17 protein-coding genes and 3 pseudogenes are annotated in these 16,335 nt (G+C 65.0%); 11 read left to right on the top strand and 9 right to left on the bottom strand.

Annotated elements, in window-relative coordinates; genetic code table 11:
- Positions 1-65 precede the first annotated feature (65 nt).
- Positions 66-269, top strand: a complete 204-nt coding sequence (locus CK486_RS15595) for a PA3496 family putative envelope integrity protein (RefSeq protein WP_095941235.1) — start codon at positions 66-68, stop codon at positions 267-269.
- Here the strand turns inward: CK486_RS15595 and CK486_RS15590 are convergent.
- Entirely contained in the window at positions 220-1,167 is a 948-nt protein-coding gene (locus CK486_RS15590) for a LysR family transcriptional regulator (RefSeq protein ID WP_176481732.1), read from the bottom strand. The genes CK486_RS15595 and CK486_RS15590 overlap by 50 nt on opposite strands.
- A 201-nt stretch (positions 1,168-1,368) precedes the next feature.
- Here CK486_RS15590 and CK486_RS15585 point away from each other — a divergent pair, with 201 nt between their 5' ends.
- The 7 genes from CK486_RS15585 (at position 1,369) to CK486_RS15555 (ending at position 7,462) form a co-directional block, all read left to right on the top strand.
- Entirely contained in the window at positions 1,369-2,784 is a 1,416-nt protein-coding gene (locus CK486_RS15585) for an acetyl-CoA carboxylase biotin carboxylase subunit (protein ID WP_095941234.1), read from the top strand.
- An 11-nt stretch (positions 2,785-2,795) separates the two neighbouring features.
- Positions 2,796-4,604 (top strand): sodium-extruding oxaloacetate decarboxylase subunit alpha, encoded by a 1,809-nt coding sequence (oadA, locus tag CK486_RS15580; protein ID WP_095941233.1) that lies wholly within the window; start codon positions 2,796-2,798, stop codon positions 4,602-4,604.
- 243 nt (positions 4,605-4,847) lie between these two features.
- A complete protein-coding gene (locus CK486_RS15570) occupies positions 4,848-5,789 on the top strand; it encodes a sodium-dependent bicarbonate transport family permease (protein ID WP_095941231.1) in 942 nt (313 codons plus the stop codon).
- Between the two features lies 1 nt (position 5,790).
- Positions 5,791-6,093 (top strand): DUF3240 family protein, encoded by a 303-nt coding sequence (locus tag CK486_RS15565; protein WP_095941230.1) that lies wholly within the window; start codon positions 5,791-5,793, stop codon positions 6,091-6,093.
- Between the two features lie 57 nt (positions 6,094-6,150).
- Positions 6,151-6,309, top strand: coding sequence for a hypothetical protein (locus CK486_RS18120; protein ID WP_176481729.1), 159 nt, complete (start codon positions 6,151-6,153; stop codon positions 6,307-6,309).
- Positions 6,310-6,312: 3 nt separating this feature from the next.
- Entirely contained in the window at positions 6,313-6,918 is a 606-nt protein-coding gene (locus CK486_RS15560; RefSeq protein WP_095941229.1) for an ABC transporter substrate-binding protein, read from the top strand.
- Between the two features lie 103 nt (positions 6,919-7,021).
- Positions 7,022-7,462, top strand: a complete 441-nt coding sequence (locus CK486_RS15555) for a CBS domain-containing protein (RefSeq protein WP_095941228.1) — start codon at positions 7,022-7,024, stop codon at positions 7,460-7,462.
- A 40-nt stretch (positions 7,463-7,502) separates the two neighbouring features.
- On the opposite strand, the gene CK486_RS15550 is transcribed toward CK486_RS15555, so the two are convergent.
- The 4 genes and pseudogenes from CK486_RS15550 to CK486_RS15535 all read right to left on the bottom strand — a co-directional run bounded on the left by CK486_RS15550 (position 7,503) and on the right by CK486_RS15535 (position 12,398).
- Positions 7,503-8,609 (bottom strand): polyamine ABC transporter substrate-binding protein, encoded by a 1,107-nt coding sequence (locus CK486_RS15550; protein WP_095941227.1) that lies wholly within the window; start codon positions 8,607-8,609, stop codon positions 7,503-7,505.
- A gap of 23 nt (positions 8,610-8,632) precedes the next feature.
- Positions 8,633-9,660: pseudogene (locus tag CK486_RS15545) on the bottom strand (histone deacetylase family protein).
- 162 nt (positions 9,661-9,822) lie between these two features.
- On the bottom strand, positions 9,823-10,824 hold the full coding sequence (locus CK486_RS15540) for an asparaginase (RefSeq protein ID WP_095941226.1): 1,002 nt from the start codon (positions 10,822-10,824) through the stop codon (positions 9,823-9,825).
- Positions 10,825-10,958: 134 nt separating this feature from the next.
- Positions 10,959-12,398: a sodium:alanine symporter family protein gene (locus tag CK486_RS15535; RefSeq protein ID WP_095941225.1), complete on the bottom strand. Its 1,440-nt coding sequence runs from the start codon at positions 12,396-12,398 to the stop codon at positions 10,959-10,961.
- 156 nt (positions 12,399-12,554) lie between these two features.
- Here CK486_RS15535 and CK486_RS15530 point away from each other — a divergent pair, with 156 nt between their 5' ends.
- On the top strand, positions 12,555-13,367 hold the full coding sequence (locus CK486_RS15530) for a helix-turn-helix transcriptional regulator (protein ID WP_095941224.1): 813 nt from the start codon (positions 12,555-12,557) through the stop codon (positions 13,365-13,367).
- Between the two features lie 37 nt (positions 13,368-13,404).
- On the top strand, positions 13,405-14,100 hold the full coding sequence (locus CK486_RS15525) for a hypothetical protein (RefSeq protein ID WP_095941223.1): 696 nt from the start codon (positions 13,405-13,407) through the stop codon (positions 14,098-14,100).
- Here the strand turns inward: CK486_RS15525 and CK486_RS15520 are convergent.
- The 3 genes from CK486_RS15520 to CK486_RS15510 are packed head-to-tail and all read right to left on the bottom strand — an operon-like array spanning position 14,089 to position 15,859.
- Positions 14,089-14,769: a GNAT family N-acetyltransferase gene (locus tag CK486_RS15520; protein ID WP_095941222.1), complete on the bottom strand. Its 681-nt coding sequence runs from the start codon at positions 14,767-14,769 to the stop codon at positions 14,089-14,091. The two genes, CK486_RS15525 and CK486_RS15520, sit on opposite strands and share 12 nt — an antisense overlap.
- Entirely contained in the window at positions 14,766-15,215 is a 450-nt protein-coding gene (locus tag CK486_RS15515) for a GNAT family N-acetyltransferase (RefSeq protein ID WP_095941221.1), read from the bottom strand. The genes CK486_RS15520 and CK486_RS15515 overlap by 4 nt, the downstream gene beginning before the upstream one ends.
- 17 nt (positions 15,216-15,232) lie before the next feature.
- Positions 15,233-15,859 carry an FMN-binding negative transcriptional regulator gene (locus CK486_RS15510; RefSeq protein WP_095941220.1) on the bottom strand — a complete coding sequence of 209 codons (627 nt, stop codon included), beginning with the start codon at positions 15,857-15,859 and terminating at the stop codon, positions 15,233-15,235.
- A gap of 90 nt (positions 15,860-15,949) precedes the next feature.
- Between CK486_RS15510 and CK486_RS15505 the strand changes: the two are divergent.
- A pseudogene (locus tag CK486_RS15505) lies at positions 15,950-16,243 on the top strand (GntR family transcriptional regulator); the annotation flags it as partial.
- On the opposite strand, the pseudogene CK486_RS18345 reads toward CK486_RS15505, so the two are convergent.
- Positions 16,241-16,335, bottom strand: a pseudogene (locus CK486_RS18345) (hypothetical protein); the annotation flags it as partial. The pseudogenes CK486_RS15505 and CK486_RS18345 overlap by 3 nt on opposite strands.

Below are 16,335 nucleotides of genomic sequence, written 5' to 3'. Positions count from 1 at the left end.
GTCGACAAAGCGTCACCTGCGCGGTGGATGCTGGTGCTCCTGCCACTCGAAGGGGAGTACCTGCGATGTCCATGCATCATCAAGAACCGATCCTCGACAGCAAGACCCGCCGCAAGCTGGAAGACCAGCGCCGCATGGCGTATCGCCGGGCCATCGAGGACCGCGCCGAACTGCGTCGTCTGGAGAGCGAGTTCGACGATATTCCGCAGCAGATCGCCGCTAACTACCTGAATATTGCTCTGGCGCCCTTCCCGCGAAGCGCTCGCTGAGGGCGCTGATCTGCGCCCGTTCGGTGCGGATGAAGTCGAGGAAGGCCTGCGCCACCGGTGACAGGCGTTTGCCGCGGGCGTGTACCGCGCACCAGGTGCGGTACAGCGGCAGTTCTTCTACCGGCAGCTCCCTGAGCAGTCCGGCGGCCAGCTCCAGCCCCACCGCGTGACGCGGCAGCAGGGCAATGCCCAGCCCGGCGACCACGCATTCGCGCAGCGCCTCCAGTGAGCTGACTTCCTGCGCGGCGGCAAAGTGCACGCGCTTCTGCTGGAAGTATTCCTCGCACGCCTTGCGCGTGCCCGAGCCGCGCTCACGCACCAGCAGCGGATAGCTTTCCAGATCCTGCAGGCGCAGGCTTTCGGCCTGTGCCAGCGGGTGGCCGGGCGGCGCCACGGCGACAATCGGGTTGTTGAGAAAGGGCAGGAATTCCAGCGCCATGTCCGGTGGCACCAGCGACATGATCACCAGATCGTCGCGGTTGTCCGACAGGCGTTTGATCACCTGAGCGCGGTTGACCACGCTGAGGTTGAGGATCACCTCGGGGTTCTGCTGGCGAAAGGCGGCGAACAGGTGCGGCACGATGTACTTGGCGCTGGATTCCACTGCCAGCGTCAGCTGGCCCTGCAGCGAGCCCTGCATCTCGGAGAGCTGCATGTCGAGGCTTTCCAGGCGCTGGAAGATATCGCTGCTGGCACGCCGCAGGGCTTCGGCGGCCTGGGTCAGGTAGAGCTTCTTGCCGATGTAGTCGAACAGCGGCTGCCCTACCAGCTCTTCCAGCTGGCGGATCTGCAGGCTCACGGCCGGCTGGGTCAGGGCCATTTCCTCCGCGGCGCGGCTGTAGGAGCGGCTGTCGCAGACAGCGCGGAATACCTGAAGCTGTCGCAGGGTCATACGCATCAGCGATTTGCGCATCAGCATCTATCCTCAACCGGTGTGAAAGATTGGGATATTAGCCATTACTAATGGCCAGCCCAATAATTATTGATTTTGGATTATCTCACTGCCGGGAGTAGGGTATGACCAGTACCGCCCGGGCCCCGGCGGTCGTGTGTCGTCCTTCAGGCGGCCTTCTGTTCACATGAGCGAGGACCAGAGCTCGTGATCAAGAAAATCCTCATCGCCAACCGTGGCGAAATCGCGGTGCGCATTGTGCGTGCCTGCGCCGAGATGGGTATCCGTTCGGTGGCGGTGTATGCCGAAGCCGACCGCCATGCCCTGCATGTGAAGCGTGCCGACGAGGCGCATTGCATCAGCGAAGAGCCGCTGGCCGGTTATCTGAACCCGCGCAAGCTGGTCAATCTGGCGGTTGAAGCCGGCTGCGACGCGCTGCACCCGGGCTATGGCTTCCTCTCGGAAAACGCCGAGCTGGCCGAGATCTGCGCCGAGCGCGGGATCAAGTTCATCGGCCCGAGCGCCGAGGTGATCCGCCGCATGGGCGACAAGACCGAGGCGCGGCGCAGCATGATCAAGGCCGGGGTGCCGGTGACGCCGGGCACCGAGGGCAATGTGGCGGATATCGCCGAGGCCCTGCGTGAAGGCGACCGCATCGGCTACCCGGTGATGCTCAAGGCCACCTCCGGTGGTGGCGGTCGCGGTATCCGCCGCTGCAACAGCCGCGAGGAGCTGGAGCAGGCCTTCCCGCGGGTGATCTCCGAGGCGACCAAGGCCTTCGGCAGCGCGGAAGTGTTCCTGGAGAAATGCATCGTCAATCCGAAGCACATCGAGGCGCAGATTCTCGCCGACAGCTTCGGCAATACCGTGCACCTGTTCGAGCGCGACTGCTCGATCCAGCGCCGCAACCAGAAGCTGATCGAGATCGCCCCCAGCCCGCAGCTGACCCCCGAGCAGCGCGCCTACATCGGCGATCTGGCCGTGCGCGCGGCCAAGGCGGTGGGTTACGAGAACGCCGGTACTGTGGAGTTCCTGCTCGCCGAGGGCGAGGTGTACTTCATGGAGATGAACACCCGGGTGCAGGTGGAGCACACCATCACCGAGGAAATTACCGGGCTGGATATCGTCCGTGAGCAGATCCGCATTGCCGCCGGCCTGCCGCTGTCGGTCAAGCAGGAAGACATCATCCACCGCGGCTATGCCCTGCAGTTCCGCATCAACGCCGAGGACCCGAAGAACAACTTCCTGCCCTCGTTCGGCAAGATCACCCGCTACTACGCCCCCGGCGGCCCCGGCGTGCGTACCGACACGGCGATCTACACCGGGTACACCATCCCGCCGTACTACGACTCGATGTGCCTGAAGCTGATCGTCTGGGCGCTGACCTGGGAAGAGGCGCTGGACCGTGGCCTGCGCGCGCTGGACGACATGCGCGTGCAGGGCGTGAAGACCACCGCGCCGTACTACCAGGAAATCCTGCGTAACGCGGAGTTCCGCAGCGGCGAGTTCAACACCAGCTTCGTTGAAAGCCACCCGGAACTGCTCGACTACTCGATCAAGCGCAACCCGTCCCACCTGGCGCTGGCCATTGCCACCGCCATTGCCGCCCACGCCGGCCTGTGAGGAGCACAACCATGCCGAACAAGATTCATGTGACCGACACCATCCTGCGTGACGCCCACCAGTCGCTGATCGCCACCCGCATGCGCACCGAAGACATGCTGCCGATCTGCCCCAAGCTCGATCAGGTCGGTTACTGGTCGCTGGAAGTCTGGGGCGGCGCGACCTTCGACGCCTGCGTGCGCTTCCTCAAGGAAGACCCGTGGGAGCGCCTGCGTCTGCTCAAGGCGGCGCTGCCCAACACCCGCCTGCAGATGCTCCTGCGCGGGCAGAACCTGCTCGGCTACCGTCACTACAGCGACGACGTGGTGCGCGCCTTTGTAGCCAAGGCAGCGGTCAATGGCATCGATGTGTTCCGCATCTTCGACGCGATGAACGACGTGCGTAACCTGCGCGTGTCCATCGAGGCGGTGAAGGCCGCCGGCAAGCACGCCCAGGGCACGCTCTGCTACACCACCAGCCCGGTGCACACCGTGCAGGCCTTCGTTGATCAGGCCAAGCAGATGGAAGCCATGGGCTGCGACTCGGTGGCGATCAAGGACATGGCCGGCCTGCTGACCCCCTACGCCACCTTCGAGCTGGTCAAGGCGCTGAAGGCTGAGCAGAGCCTGCCGATCTTCATCCACAGCCACGACACCGCCGGTCTGGCGTCCATGTGCCAGATGAAGGCCATCGAGGCCGGTGCGACTCATATCGACACCGCCATCTCCAGCTTCGCCTGGGGCACCAGCCACGCCGGCACCGAGTCGATGGTCGCCGCCCTGCGCGGCAGTGAGTACGACACCGGTCTGGACCTGGAGCTGATTCAGGAGATCGGCCTGTACTTCTACAACGTGCGCAAGAAGTACCACCAGTTCGAAAGCGAATTCACCGGCGTGGATACCCGCGTGCAGGTCAATCAGGTGCCGGGCGGCATGATGTCCAACCTGGCCAACCAGCTCAAAGAGCAGGGCGCGCTCAACCGCATCAACGAAGTGTTCGCCGAGATTCCGAAGGTGCGCGAAGACCTCGGCTTCCCGCCGCTGGTCACGCCGACCTCGCAGATCGTCGGCACCCAGGCCGTGTTCAACGTGCTGGCCGGCGAGCGCTACAAGACCATCACCAACGAGGTGAAACTCTATCTGCAGGGCCGCTACGGCCGCGCCGCCGGTACCATCAATGAGCAGCTGCGTGCTCAGGCCATCGGCAGCGAGGAAGTGATCGACGTACGCCCGGCCGACCTGCTCAAGCCGGAAATGGCCAAGCTGCGCGAGGAAATCGGCGCGCTGGCCAAATCGGAAGAAGACGTGCTGACCTACGCCATGTTCCCGGACATCGGCCGCAAGTTCCTCGAAGAGCGTGCCGCCGGCACCCTCAAGCCCGAAGTCCTGCTGCCGGTGCCCGACGTGGCCGGCATGTGCCCGACCCCGGGCGAAGGTGTGCCGACCGAGTTCGTCATCGACGTGCACGGTGAAACCTACCGGGTGGACATTACCGGCGTGGGCGTGAAGACCGACGGCAAGCGCCACTTCTACCTGGCCATCGACGGCATGCCGGAAGAGGTGGTGTTCGAGCCGCTCAACCAGTTCGTCGCCGGTGGCGGCAACAAGCGCAAGCAGGCCAGCGCGCCGGGCGATGTGGCCACCACCATGCCGGGCAATATCGTCGATGTGCTGGTCAAGGAAGGCGACGTGGTCAAGGCCGGTCAGCCGCTGCTGGTCACCGAGGCGATGAAGATGGAAACCGAAGTGCCGTCGCCGCTGGCCGGTAAGGTCAAGGCCATCCATGTGGCTAAGGGCGACCGCGTCAACCCGGGCGAAGTGCTCATCGAGATCGAGGGCTGATCCGGTATGAAAGCCATGTCCGCCGCCGTCAGGGTGGCGGACATGTTTTGTAAGCATTGCGATGTGACGCCAGGGAGCGGCTGCAGCATCTTCCCGTCGTGCATCGTGAAGCCATTTCCCACCCTCCGGCTGGCGGAGGGCGTGTATAGGCAACCGCCGCTGCACGACGCCTGGATCGAACCGATCCGGGTCGCCGCCCCTGCCTCATGAGGGCAGGGTTTTCATTTCTTTGTGGAGTGCGTGATGGGTCTTGATCCGGTTGTACTGTTCTTCATCTTCGGCTTGCTGGCCGGGTTGATGAAAAGTGAGCTGAAGCTGCCACCGGCACTCTACGAAACCCTGTCGATCATCCTGTTGCTGGCCATCGGTCTGCACGGCGGTGTGGAGCTGGCCGAGCAGGCCAGCCCGACCCTGCTGGGCCAGTCGCTGCTGGTGCTGGGCCTTGGCGTGCTGCTGCCGGTGCTGGCCTTCGGCCTGCTGCGCGGCCTGCGCTTCGACCGCGTCAACGCCGCTGCCGTGGCGGCGCACTATGGCTCGGTGAGCGCCGGTACCTTCGCCGTGGTGGTGGCCTACATGGCCAGCAAGGCCATCGAATACGAAAGCTACATGCCGCTGTTCGTCGCCATTCTGGAAATTCCGGCGATTCTGGTCGGCATCCTGTTGGCCAAGGGCGTGAGCCGCAACACCGACTGGAAAGAGCTGGGCCGGGAGATCTTCCTCGGCAAGTCGATCATGCTGCTGCTCGGTGGTCTGGTGATCGGCGCCATTGCCGGCAAGGAGGCGATCAAACCGCTCGAGCCCATGTACACCAGCATGTTCAAGCCGGTGCTGGCGCTGTTCCTGCTGGAGATGGGCCTGATTGCGTCCGGGCAACTGGGCGCGCTGAAAAAGCATGGTGTGCGTCTGGCGGTGTTTGCCCTGTGCATGCCGCTGCTCGGCGCCCTGATCGGTGCGCTGCTGGCGCGGGCCATGGGGCTGTCGCTGGGCGGTACCGCCATGCTCGCCACCCTGGCGGCTTCGGCCTCCTATATCGCGGTGCCGGCGGCCATGCGCCTGGCCGTACCCGAGGCCAATCCGTCGCTGTCGCTGACCGCCTCGCTGGGCATCACCTTTCCGTTCAACATTCTGGTCGGCATCCCGCTCTATCTGGCGCTGGCCGAACAACTGATCGCCTGGGGGCTATGACATGAGCATCCATCAACGCACCCTGCTCACGGTGATCTGTGAGGCCGCGCTGGAGAAGAAACTGGTGGCCGATCTGGAACAGCTGGGCGCGCCCGGCTGGACCATTTCCGATGCCCGTGGCCGCGGCAATCGCGGCGTGCGCAGCGCCGGCTGGGACACCGAGGGCAATATCCGCGTGGAGATCATCTGCGCCCGCGATGTGGCCGAGCGCATTGCCTCGCACCTGCAGGCCAAGTACTACGCCAACTACGCCATGGTCTGCTACCTAGCGCAGGTCGAGGTGCTGCGGCCGGAGCGCTTCTGATCTCGCTCTGCTAGTCTGCACTCAGCAGACGGGACCGCAGTCTGGGAGAGTGTCGGGATGGCGCAACTTGGCTGGATGGCGGTATTGGCAGGGCTTTTGTTGCAGGGCGCGCAGGCGGCTGAACCCTTGCGTGTGCTGACCGAGCATTCGCCGCCGGGTGAATATCTGGCTGCCGATGGTCGCGTTACCGGTCCTACCGCTGAGATGGTCCGTTAGCTGTTGCAGCGTGCCGGCGAGTCGGCCGAGATCGAGCTGCTGCCATGGATGCGCGCGTATCAGATCGCCAGCAACTCCTCGTCGCCAGTAGCCTTGTTCGAGACATCGCGTACCCCGGAGCGGGAGGCGCAGTTCAAGTGGGTAGGGCCGATCAAGCGCATTCGCTGGGGGCTGTATGACCGTGCGGAGCGGGCCAGGCCATTGGCCGACCTTGCGCAGGCGCGGCAGGCCAAGTCGATCTGTACCTATATTGGCGATGGCAAGGGCGACCTGCTCGCGCAGCGCGGTTTTACCAACCTGTTCCGACCTGCCAAGTCGCAGCAATGCTTCGATATGCTGCGCCGGGGCCGTGAAACTCTGTGGCTGTCCAGTGACATTGAAAAGGACAATATCGTCAGCGGGTCTGACCTGACCTTGCGGCAGGTACTCGCCATCGACAGTCTTGATCTCTATATCGCTTTTTCCCTGGCCACGCCTGATGCCACCGTTCGCCGCTGGCAAGCCACGCTGGACGTCATGAAGAGTGATGGCAGCCTGGCTCGCCATTACCGGGGCACTTACGCCGACAGCCTGATTGAGGAAATCAGTCAGGTACCTGTCGAGCGCTGAATCAAGATTTTATCAATAGCCCTCATTTAATCGATTGCTTTGCTCAATAGACTGAGTCTGGCCAATGCTTGCCCCGTGATTGTTATTGCGCGGGGGAGCGCAGATGAAAACCGTAGCCCAGATGCTTCATACCAAGTCCAGTCAGACCGTCCATACCATCTCGCCGGAGGCTACCGTGCTCGATGCGCTGTGGCTGATGGCCGAGTACAACGTCGGGGCCCTGCCGGTGTGCGATGAGCAGGGGCGCCTGGTGGGCATCTTCAGCGAGCGTGACTACGCCCGCAAAGGTGTCCTGATGGGGCGTTCATCGATCGGTACCCTGGTCCGTGAGGTGATGAGCAAGCCGGTGCTGACCGTGGTTGCCCGGCAGGGAATCCGCGAGTGCATGGAGCTGATGACTGAGCATCATCTGCGTCATTTGCCGGTGGTAGAGGGGCAGCGTCTGGTTGGCCTGCTGTCGATTGGTGACCTGATCAAGGCCACCCTCGCCGAGCAGGACGGCCTGATTCACTCGCTGGAGCAGTACATCCGCGGCGCGGCCTGATCAGCATCGGGGCCTTTGCGGCCCCGATGTGATGGCTGGTTCAGGTCCCGGTGCGCACGGCCGTCCACAGGCGGGTGCGGATGCGCTCGATGTTGCGCGGCAGCGGCTGCAGCACATAGAGCGAGGGGCGCGCCTCGGCGGTCGGGGTCAGGTTGGGGTTATCACGGATCGCCGGGCTGACCTGCTGCATGGCCGCGAGGTTGGGGTTGGGGTAGCCGAGGAAGTCGCTGATCGGTGCCACGACCTTGGGGTCGAGCAGGTTGTCGAGGAACTCATGGGCCTCGGCGACGTTCTGCGAGCTGGCCGGGATCACGAAGGAGTCGAACCACAGAGGTGCGCCTTCTTTCGGCAGGCGCCAGTCGACCACCACGCCGTTGCCCGCTTCCTTGGCGCGGTTGGCGAACTGGTAGAAGCTGCCCGAGTAGCCCACCGCCACACAGATCTCGCCATTGGCGATGTCGTTCATGTACTTGGCCGAGTGGAAGTAGCGGATGTGCGGGCGGATCTTGGTCAGCAGCGCCTCGGCCTGCTTGTAGTCCGCCGGGTTCTTGCTGTTCGGATCGAGGCCCAGGTAATCCAGCACAATCGGCAGGATCTCGTTGGGTGAGTCGAGCAGGGTGACCCCGCACTGGGCCAGCTTGGCGATGTTCTCTTCCTTGAAGATCAGGTCCCAGCTGTTCACCGGGGCGTTATCGCCCAGCGCCGCCTTGACCTTGTCCGGGTTGAAGCCGATCAGGGTGGTGCCGTACATGTAGGGCACGGCGTACTGGTTGCCGGGGTCGTTGGCGGTCATCAGCTGGAGCAGCGCCGGGTCGAGGTTCTTCCAGTTGGGCAGCTTGGACTTGTCCAGCTTCTGGAACACGCCGGCCTTGATCTGGGTGTCGAGGAAGGTATTGGAGGGCACCACCAGGTCATAGCCCGAGTTGCCGGTCAGCAGCTTGGCCTCCAGCGCTTCGTTGGTGTCGAACACGTCCCAGGTCACCTGAATGCCGGTACGGGCAGAAAAGGCCTTGGGCACCTCGGGCAGCATGTAGTCGGCCCAGTTGTACACACGCAGCTGGCGCGGATGGTCGGCGGCCTGCACGGCGCCGGCCAGGGCCCCGTAAAGACTGAGTCCGCAGAGGGTGGTGGCAAGCAGTTTCTTCATCTTGTTGTTCTCCGAGTGAGGGCCTAGCGGCCCTGGAAACCTTCGAGCACGTTCACAGCATTGATGCCGATTTCTGCGACCGCATAGCCGCCTTCCATCACAAACAACGTCGGTTTGCCCAATGTGGCGATGCGTTCGCCCATGCGCAGGTAGTCGGGGCTGTCCAGTTTGAAACTGGAGATCGGATCGTTCTGGTAGGTGTCGACGCCGAGCGATACCAGCACCACGTCCGGACCATAGGCGGCGATGCGCTGGCAGGCCGTCTCCAGCGCGGCGCCCCAGACATCCCAGGCGCTGCCGGCGGCCAGCGGCAGGTTGAGGTTGAAGCCCTCGCCAGCGCCTTCGCCGGTTTCGTCGGCATAGCCGAGGAAATGCGGGTACTCGAAGCTCGGGCAGCCGTGGATGTTGGCCACCAGCACGTCGGCGCGGTTGTAGAAGATCGACTGAGTGCCGTTGCCGTGGTGGTAGTCCACATCGAGGATGGCCACGCGCTTGGCGCCCTGATCGAGGCAGGCCTGGGCGACGATGGCCACGTTGTTCAGGTAGCAGTAGCCACCCATGACATCGGCGCTGGCATGGTGGCCCGGCGGACGGCACAGGGCAAACGCGCTGCGCGCGCCGGCGGCGATTTCACGTTGGCCGCTGAGGGCGACCTGGGCCGAGGTGTAAGCCGCCTGCCAGGTGCCCGCGGTGATGGGGGCGAAGCAGTCGAAGCTGTGGAAACCGTACTGGCCGTAGAGGTCGTTCGGCCGCTTGGCGCGCAGGTGACGGGCCGGGAATACGCCGGGCACGAAGTCGGCGCTGTGGCCCTGAGCTGCCCAGCCGGCCCAGGCCTTCTGCAGGAGTCCAGGTAGTCAGCAGTGTGGATACGGGCGATGGGGGCCAGACCGAAATCCTGTGGCTCCAGCACCTCGCCCAGGCTGCGTTCGCGCACCCGGGCAAGCACATGATCGGCACGTGCAGGCATTTCGAAGCAGGGTTTGAATTCACCGCCGACCATCTCGCCCTGAGCGTGGTGCAGGCGGTGGTCGTCGCTGTAGAAGGTGAGCATCGGGTGGTTCTCCGTCGTTGCTGTGGCCGCATTTTTGGGCTGCAACGTGCTTCAGGAGAACGATAGAGGCGGCCAGAAAGGGATAATTCCGGCCATTCTTTGTGCTGGAGGATGGTTCAGCCGGTTGGAAATGGCCGGAATTACACGCACACAGGGTGGTGCTCAGGGGATGATGTCGGCCATCTCTCCGCACAGGTCGAGGGCGAACAGGCGCTCGCATTCCTGCTGGCAGAGGCCGGCGCCGAGCAGGGCGAACAGCTTGCCCAGCGCGGCCTCACGGGTCATGCCGCCGCCGCTGACCAGTCCGGTCCGGGCCAGGGCGCTGCCGGCGGCATACACGCCGAACTCCACATGGCCCTGCGGACACTGACTGATCGCCGCCAGCACCACGCCGCGCCCGTGGGCTTCGCTCAGCGCGTTGAGAATCTCGGAGTTGTCCGAAGGGCCGGTGCCGCTGCCGTAGCACTCCAGCAGCAGCCCCTGCACGCCACTGGTCAGCAGAGCGTTCAGTTGCGCGGCCTGCAGGCCGGGGTAGAGCGGCAGCACGGCGAGGTTCACCGCGTGGCGCGGATGGAGGTAGTCAAGGTTGGCCGGCAGTGCAGCCAGGTGCTGGCCATGACGTGGTCGCAGGGCTTCGCTGAAGGCATCGAAGGCCTCGCTCTTGCCCTTGCTGACCCGCGCGCCATGCAGCAGCTGACCATTGAAGAACACCCGCACACCGGGCTGCAGCCCGTCTTGCAGGGCAGCCAGGGCGCCGAACAGATTGGGCCAGGCGTCGCTGCCTGCCACGCCCGCCGGCTGCATGGAACCGGTCAGCACCACCGGAATCTGCAGGCCAAGCAGGAGAAAGCTCAGGGCTGCCGCGCTGTAGGCCAGGGTATCGGTGCCGTGCAGCAGCAAGACGGCATCGCAGCCTTCCTCCTCCACCGCCTCGATGATGGCCGTGCGCATGGCCAGCCAGTGGCGCTGGGTCATGTTGGCGCTGTCCAGCAGCGGGCTTAGCTCGCGGAACAGCCAGTGCGGCACCGGACGCTCGGGGTTCGCCTGCTGCTCGGCACGCAGGCGCGCTTCGAAACCGCCGGCCGGTACCAGCCCGTTCTCGCTCATCTGCATGCCGATGGTGCCACCGGTGTAGAGAATCAGCAGCTTATGCGGACTGGGCATGACAAGGGTCCTTGATCGGCGGTGTGGCGCGGGCGCCAGGGGTTAGCGGTGGCTTGCCGAGTGTAACGGGGAATCGGCGGGCATTGGACGAACAAAAGGGGGCGCTCGGCCCCCTTCTGATAACGCTGGACTTATCAGCGTTGCAGCTGGGCGTTGCCCGGTGCCGGCTCGCGTTGAGTCTGCTCCGCGGCTCCATTCCAGACCTGTGGATCGAGGTCGAGATCGGCAAACTGCTTGGCGTCCAGCACCGGGTTCTGCACGCCGGCGCTGATCTGCCGGTCGTAATCGCGCATCAGGCGCAGGCCGACCTTGAACAGCAGGAACACGGCGACCAGGTTGACCAGCGCCAGCAGGCCCATGGTCACATCGGCGAAACCGAACACGGTGGACAGGTCCTGCATCGAGCCCCACAGCACCAGGGCCATCACCAGCACGCGGTACACCTGCACCAGCCAGCGCTTGCTGCTGAAGAAGCCCAGCGCGTTCTCGCCCAGGTAGTAGTTGTACACCAGGGTGGTGAAGACGAAGAGCAGCAGGGCCATGCTGACGAACACGCGCCCCCACTCGCCCACCTCGGCGGCCAGAGCCGTCTGAGTCAGCACCACGCCAGCCTGCTCCATACCCGGCTGATACACACCGGACAGCAGAATGATCAGGGCGGTGCTGGTGCACACCAGAATGGTGTCGATGAACACACTCAGCGATTGCACGATGCCCTGTGCCGCCGGGTGTTTCACCTCGGCCACGGCGGCCACGTTCGGCGCACTGCCCAGGCCGGCCTCGTTGGAGAACAGGCCGCGCTTCACGCCCATCAGGATGGCCGCGCCGATGCCGCCGGCGAAAGCCGGCTCCAGGCCGAAGGCGCTCTTGACGATCAGAGTGAGGGCCGCCGGTACTTCGCTGATATTCATGCCCAGCACCACCAGCGCCATGCCGATGTAAGAGAAGGCCATGATCGGCACCAGCACGTCGGCCATGCTGGCGATGCGCTTGATGCCGCCGAAGATGATCAGGCCGATGACTACTACCAGAGCGATACCGCTGAAATGGGTGGGCAGGCCGAAGGTGTCATGCAGCGAGGTGGCCACGGTGTAGGACTGAACCGCGTTGAAGCCGAAGCCGAAGGTCACCAGCAGCAGGATTGAGAAGACGATCGCCAGCCAGCGCAGGCCCAGCCCGTGCTGGATGTAGAAGGCCGGACCGCCGCGGTAGCTGCCATCCGGTTCACGGCGCTTGAACAGCTGCGCCAGCGAACACTCGAAATAGCTGGTGGCCATGCCCAGCAGTGCCACCAGCCACATCCAGAACACTGCGCCCGGCCCGCCGAGCATGATGGCCACGGCCACCCCGGCGATGTTGCCGGCACCCACGCGCCCGGCCACCGAAAGCATCAGCGCCTGGAACGAGCTGAGCTGGCCATCCTGCCGTTTGAACGCCTCGGCGAAGATGCTGAACATGTTGCCGAAGTAGCGGAACTGCACGAAGCGCGAGGCAATCGAGAAATACAGGCCGAGACCGACCAGGGCGACGATGAGGACCTTGCTCCAGAGCAGGTCATTGAGTAGATCAAGCATGGCGGAATGTCTCTCTTGTTGTAGTGGTGGCAGTGCCGATCGGGGTGACCTTGGCATGGTTGGACAAGGTCGGCGTTCCGGCAATTTCGCAGGTCGCGGCGAGTTGGCGCGAGTTGATGCTAGACTCGCGTCACTCGCATCATCCGGAGCGGTGCCATGACGGAACACCTGGGCGACAACCTCAAGCTGCTCTGCAGCCACTACCGCTCGATTGCCGAGGTGTGCCGGCAACTGGCGATCAACCGCGCCCAGTTCAACAAATACCTCAGCGGCCAGAGCCGGCCCACGCCCTACAACCTCAAGCGTATCGGTGATTTCTTCGGCGTTGAGGATTACGAGCTGGCGCTGCCGCCGGAGCAGTTTGCCCGTCTGATCGGCGCCCGCGCCGGCGAAGCCGCCCGCCTGCCGGCACGCGACCCCCTGCAGCGGCTGCTGCAGCCGCTGCGTGAGCACACCGGCGACCTGCGCCGCTATTGCGGCTACTACTTCGAGTACTCCAACTGCATGTCTGTGCCCGGTTGCGTGCTGTTGTCGCTGGTCCAGCTGTGGGAGGAAGACGGGGTATTCCTCTTCGAGCGTCAGGAACGTCAGGAGCGGGCCGCGTCGGGTGCCGATGAGGACTGGGTGCGCTGCCGCTACCTGGGCGCGGCCTTCGCTCTGCATGACCGGCTGTTCCTCACCGACTACGAGTCGCTCACCCTCAACGAGATGAGCCAGACCATCCTCATTCCCAGCTACAAGAGCGTCATCACCCGCCTCAACGGCCTGAAGACCGGCGTCTCCAGCGGCGACCGGCGCAACCCGGCCTGCACCCGCGTGGTCTGGGAGTACCTGGGGCCCGAGATCAACCGCGTGCAGGCCTACCGCCAGGTGCGCCTGTACGCCCCGGACGACCCGCGCATCGACGAGGATGTGCGTCAGCGGCTGGCCGATGCGCCGCTGAAAAACGGCCTGTTCGAGATCGAGTAACCCCCACATGAATGCTGTCACCACTGGAATACCGAACATGCCCAAGCGAACCCTTCTCCGTGCTCTGTCTGGGCCGCTTCTGTTGCTGGCCGCGCTGCTGCTCGGCGGCTGCGGCGGGATCAAGGGGCAGGGTTATCTGTTCACCGAGGGGGGCAAAGCTCTGCGCCTGAATGAAGAGGTCACCCTGACCCAGGGGCATATGAATCTGGTGTTCGATGCCGAGCCCGGGCTGTGGTCGCGGCTGCGCCTGTACAACGAGCGGGTCGATTTCAGCACCCCGGTGGCGAGCGAAGCCTATGCCGGCAATGGCTTCCTCCTGCGCAGCCAGGACAGCGGGCTGGCCTATGACATCCGTGCCAGCTGGCGCGAGGAGCGTGGCCTGCTGACCGAGCGCGACAACCGGGAGGACTGCACCACGGCCGGCTACTGCCGCAAACAGGTGGCGCGGCTGGTGTGCGACCGCAAGAGCTACCGCCCGGGCACCGAACGCTACGAGGAGCATCTGGACGACGCCAACTGCGTGCAGGAGCCGGTGTACGTGACCGACTACTTCCCCGACTGCCCCGGCACCCGGCAGGTGCGCACGCGCAACCGGCAGTACCAGTTGCTGGTGCGGGTGGACTTCCTCCAGCCCCGCACGGAGCGTTCGCCGGTGGCCGTTTTCGACGGACAAACCCGGCCGCGCGAGCGCGAGCTGGAGGTGCTCAGTGAGGGGCGCTGCCTAATCCGCTGAGTCGCGCAGCGCCGCCAGCCTGCATACCTGCCGCCCCTCGCCATCGAAGTTGCCCACCGCCAGCCAGCGTTCGAAGGCCGTGCGGCAGGCCGGCCAGTCGCCGTCGATGATGGAGTACCAGGCGCTGTCACGGTTCTCGCCCTTGACGATCATGTGCTGACGAAACAGCCCTTCGTAGGCGAAACCGAAGCGCTCGGCGGCGCGCCGCGAGCGGGCATTGCGGGCATCGCATTTCCATTCCAGACGGCGGTAGCCGAGGCCGTCGAAGGCATTGCGTGCCAGCAGGTACACCGCCTCGGTGGCGCCCGGCGTGCGTTGCAGGGCGGCGCCGAAGGCGATATGGCCGATCTCGATACAGCCTTCCTGCGGGGTGATGCGCAGGTAGGCGAGCAGGCCAAGGGCGCGACCGCTGCTTTGATCCACCACGGCATAGAACTGCGGATCACGGCTGGCGGCATTGGCGGCCAGCCAGGCGTCGAAGGCCGCGCGCGTGGTGAAGGGCCCGTAGCGCAGATAGTCCCACAGGGCCGGGTCCGGGCCCTGCAGCGCGGGCCACAGGTCGTCGCCATGCCGTGCGGCGTCCAGCGGCTCCAGCCGGATAAAGCGGCCCTGCAGCGGCTCATGCGGCGGGAAATCGCGTGGCTGCCACTGGCTTAGCCCGGCGCTCATGGCAGCAGCTTGCGGTACTGGATAAAACCGGAGCGCTCGGCGATGCGGTCGTAGAGCATGCGGCCCGGGTAGTTGGTTTCCTGGGTCAGCCAGTGCACGCGGCTGGCCCCGGCGCGGCCGGCCTCGGCATACACATGCTCGATCAGCGCGCGGCCGATGCTGCCGCCGCGAATGCCCTCGGCGACGAACAGGTCCTGCAGGTAGCAGTAGTTGCCCGGTGTCCAGCAGCTGCGGTGGTAGATGAAGTGCACCAGCCCCACGGCCTCGCCGTTGCGCCAGGCCAGCGCCGCGTGCATGGGCTCGGCCGGGTCGAGAAAACGCTGCCAGGTCAGGGCGCTGGTTTCGGCCGGGATTTCGGCCTGATAGAAGCGCTGGTAGCCCTGCCACAGCGGCAGCCAGGCGGCGTGGTCGGCGGCGGAAATGGGGCGGATATCCAGAGTGTTCATCAACTACTCCTTACTGATTATCGAGGGTTCATCCGCGCGGCCAGCTCGCGGTCGCGCGGGTTGGCAGAGGCGGCCAGGCCTTCGCGCACGCCGGCGTGGTCGGCGGGCTGGCGGTTCTGCGAGAGCTTCCACTGGCCTTCGAGGCGGCGGATGGGCAGGGCGAAACCGACGATGGCGCGCAGCATGCGCTCCAGGTATTCGGCCGGGGCGTCGTCCAGCGCCCAGGGCCGGGGCCGGCCGGCTTCATGGCGGGCGGTCAGGCGGGTCAGCAGTTCGCGCAGGCGCTCGGGATCGTCGAAGGTCTCGACCTGCCCCCAGGCATGCACGGCGATGTAGTTCCAGGTCGGCACCACCTGCCCGTGCTCGGCCTTGCCGGGGTACCAGCCGGGGTGCACGTAGGCATCGGGGCCGGCGAACACCGCCAGCGCTTCCTGCCCTTCGAGGTCCTGCCAGTGCGGGTTGGCGCGGGCGAAGTGGCCGTAGAGGGTGCCAAACTCTCCTTCTTCCGCCGCCAGCAGCAGCGGCAGATGGCTGGCCTGCAGGTCGGTGGGGCCGTTGCTGGTGAGCAGCGCCAGGCCGGTGCTGTCGATCTGGTCGTGCAGGGCGGTCAGGTCATCCTGCCGGAAGGCGGCGGGTCGGTACATGGCGTTTACCTCGCTGGGAATGGCCCCATGCTAGGCGCAGGATTGGTCTGTTATAAGATCCACTTTCAGCCAGTTTAAGGGTGCCAATTGATGCGCCAGACGCCGCCACTGCCGGTCGACCTGTCCGGCATCCGCCTCGATCCTGCTGCGGGGCTGTCGCGCCAGCTGTACCTGGCCCTGCGCGAGCGCATCCTCGACGGTCGTCTGGCCGGGCGCACGCGCCTGCCGGCCAGCCGTGATCTGGCGGACCTGCTGGGCATTTCGCGCAATACCGTGACGCGCGCCTTCGACCAGCTCTACGCCGAGGGCTATATCGAGGGGCGGGTGGGCGCCGGCACCTTTGTGGCCGATCTGCGTCAGCCGGCAGCGGCCGTGGCAGCCGGCGCTGGTGTTGGCGTCCGACAGTTTGGCCAGGTGGATGGCGTTCATTTCGCTGTTGTTCAGGCTGAACGTAACCTGGGCTTTCTTGCCACCAT

Source organism: Pseudomonas sp. HAR-UPW-AIA-41 (genome assembly GCF_002304225.1).
Taxonomy (GTDB): domain Bacteria; phylum Pseudomonadota; class Gammaproteobacteria; order Pseudomonadales; family Pseudomonadaceae; genus Aquipseudomonas.
The sequence above is the reverse complement of the archived record's forward strand: the minus strand, read 5'-3'. Positions and strand labels throughout refer to the sequence as shown.

Excerpts from the sequence above, each read along its gene's own strand:
- CK486_RS15595 (WP_095941235.1), top strand. The coding sequence starts at position 66 with ATGTCCATGCATCATCAAGAACCGATCCTCGACAGCAAGACCCGCCGC.
- CK486_RS15555 (WP_095941228.1), top strand. The coding sequence starts at position 7,022 with ATGAAAACCGTAGCCCAGATGCTTCATACCAAGTCCAGTCAGACCGTC.
- CK486_RS18120 (WP_176481729.1), top strand. The coding sequence starts at position 6,151 with ATGGCGCAACTTGGCTGGATGGCGGTATTGGCAGGGCTTTTGTTGCAG.
- CK486_RS15540 (WP_095941226.1), bottom strand. The coding sequence starts at position 10,824 with ATGCCCAGTCCGCATAAGCTGCTGATTCTCTACACCGGTGGCACCATC.
- CK486_RS15590 (WP_176481732.1), bottom strand. The coding sequence starts at position 1,167 with ATGCGTATGACCCTGCGACAGCTTCAGGTATTCCGCGCTGTCTGCGAC.
- oadA (WP_095941233.1), top strand. The coding sequence starts at position 2,796 with ATGCCGAACAAGATTCATGTGACCGACACCATCCTGCGTGACGCCCAC.
- CK486_RS15535 (WP_095941225.1), bottom strand. The coding sequence starts at position 12,398 with ATGCTTGATCTACTCAATGACCTGCTCTGGAGCAAGGTCCTCATCGTC.
- CK486_RS15570 (WP_095941231.1), top strand. The coding sequence starts at position 4,848 with ATGGGTCTTGATCCGGTTGTACTGTTCTTCATCTTCGGCTTGCTGGCC.
- CK486_RS15520 (WP_095941222.1), bottom strand. The coding sequence starts at position 14,769 with ATGAGCGCCGGGCTAAGCCAGTGGCAGCCACGCGATTTCCCGCCGCAT.
- CK486_RS15550 (WP_095941227.1), bottom strand. The coding sequence starts at position 8,609 with ATGAAGAAACTGCTTGCCACCACCCTCTGCGGACTCAGTCTTTACGGG.
- CK486_RS15515 (WP_095941221.1), bottom strand. The coding sequence starts at position 15,215 with ATGAACACTCTGGATATCCGCCCCATTTCCGCCGCCGACCACGCCGCC.
- CK486_RS15530 (WP_095941224.1), top strand. The coding sequence starts at position 12,555 with ATGACGGAACACCTGGGCGACAACCTCAAGCTGCTCTGCAGCCACTAC.
- CK486_RS15510 (WP_095941220.1), bottom strand. The coding sequence starts at position 15,859 with ATGTACCGACCCGCCGCCTTCCGGCAGGATGACCTGACCGCCCTGCAC.
- CK486_RS15565 (WP_095941230.1), top strand. The coding sequence starts at position 5,791 with ATGAGCATCCATCAACGCACCCTGCTCACGGTGATCTGTGAGGCCGCG.
- CK486_RS15525 (WP_095941223.1), top strand. The coding sequence starts at position 13,405 with ATGCCCAAGCGAACCCTTCTCCGTGCTCTGTCTGGGCCGCTTCTGTTG.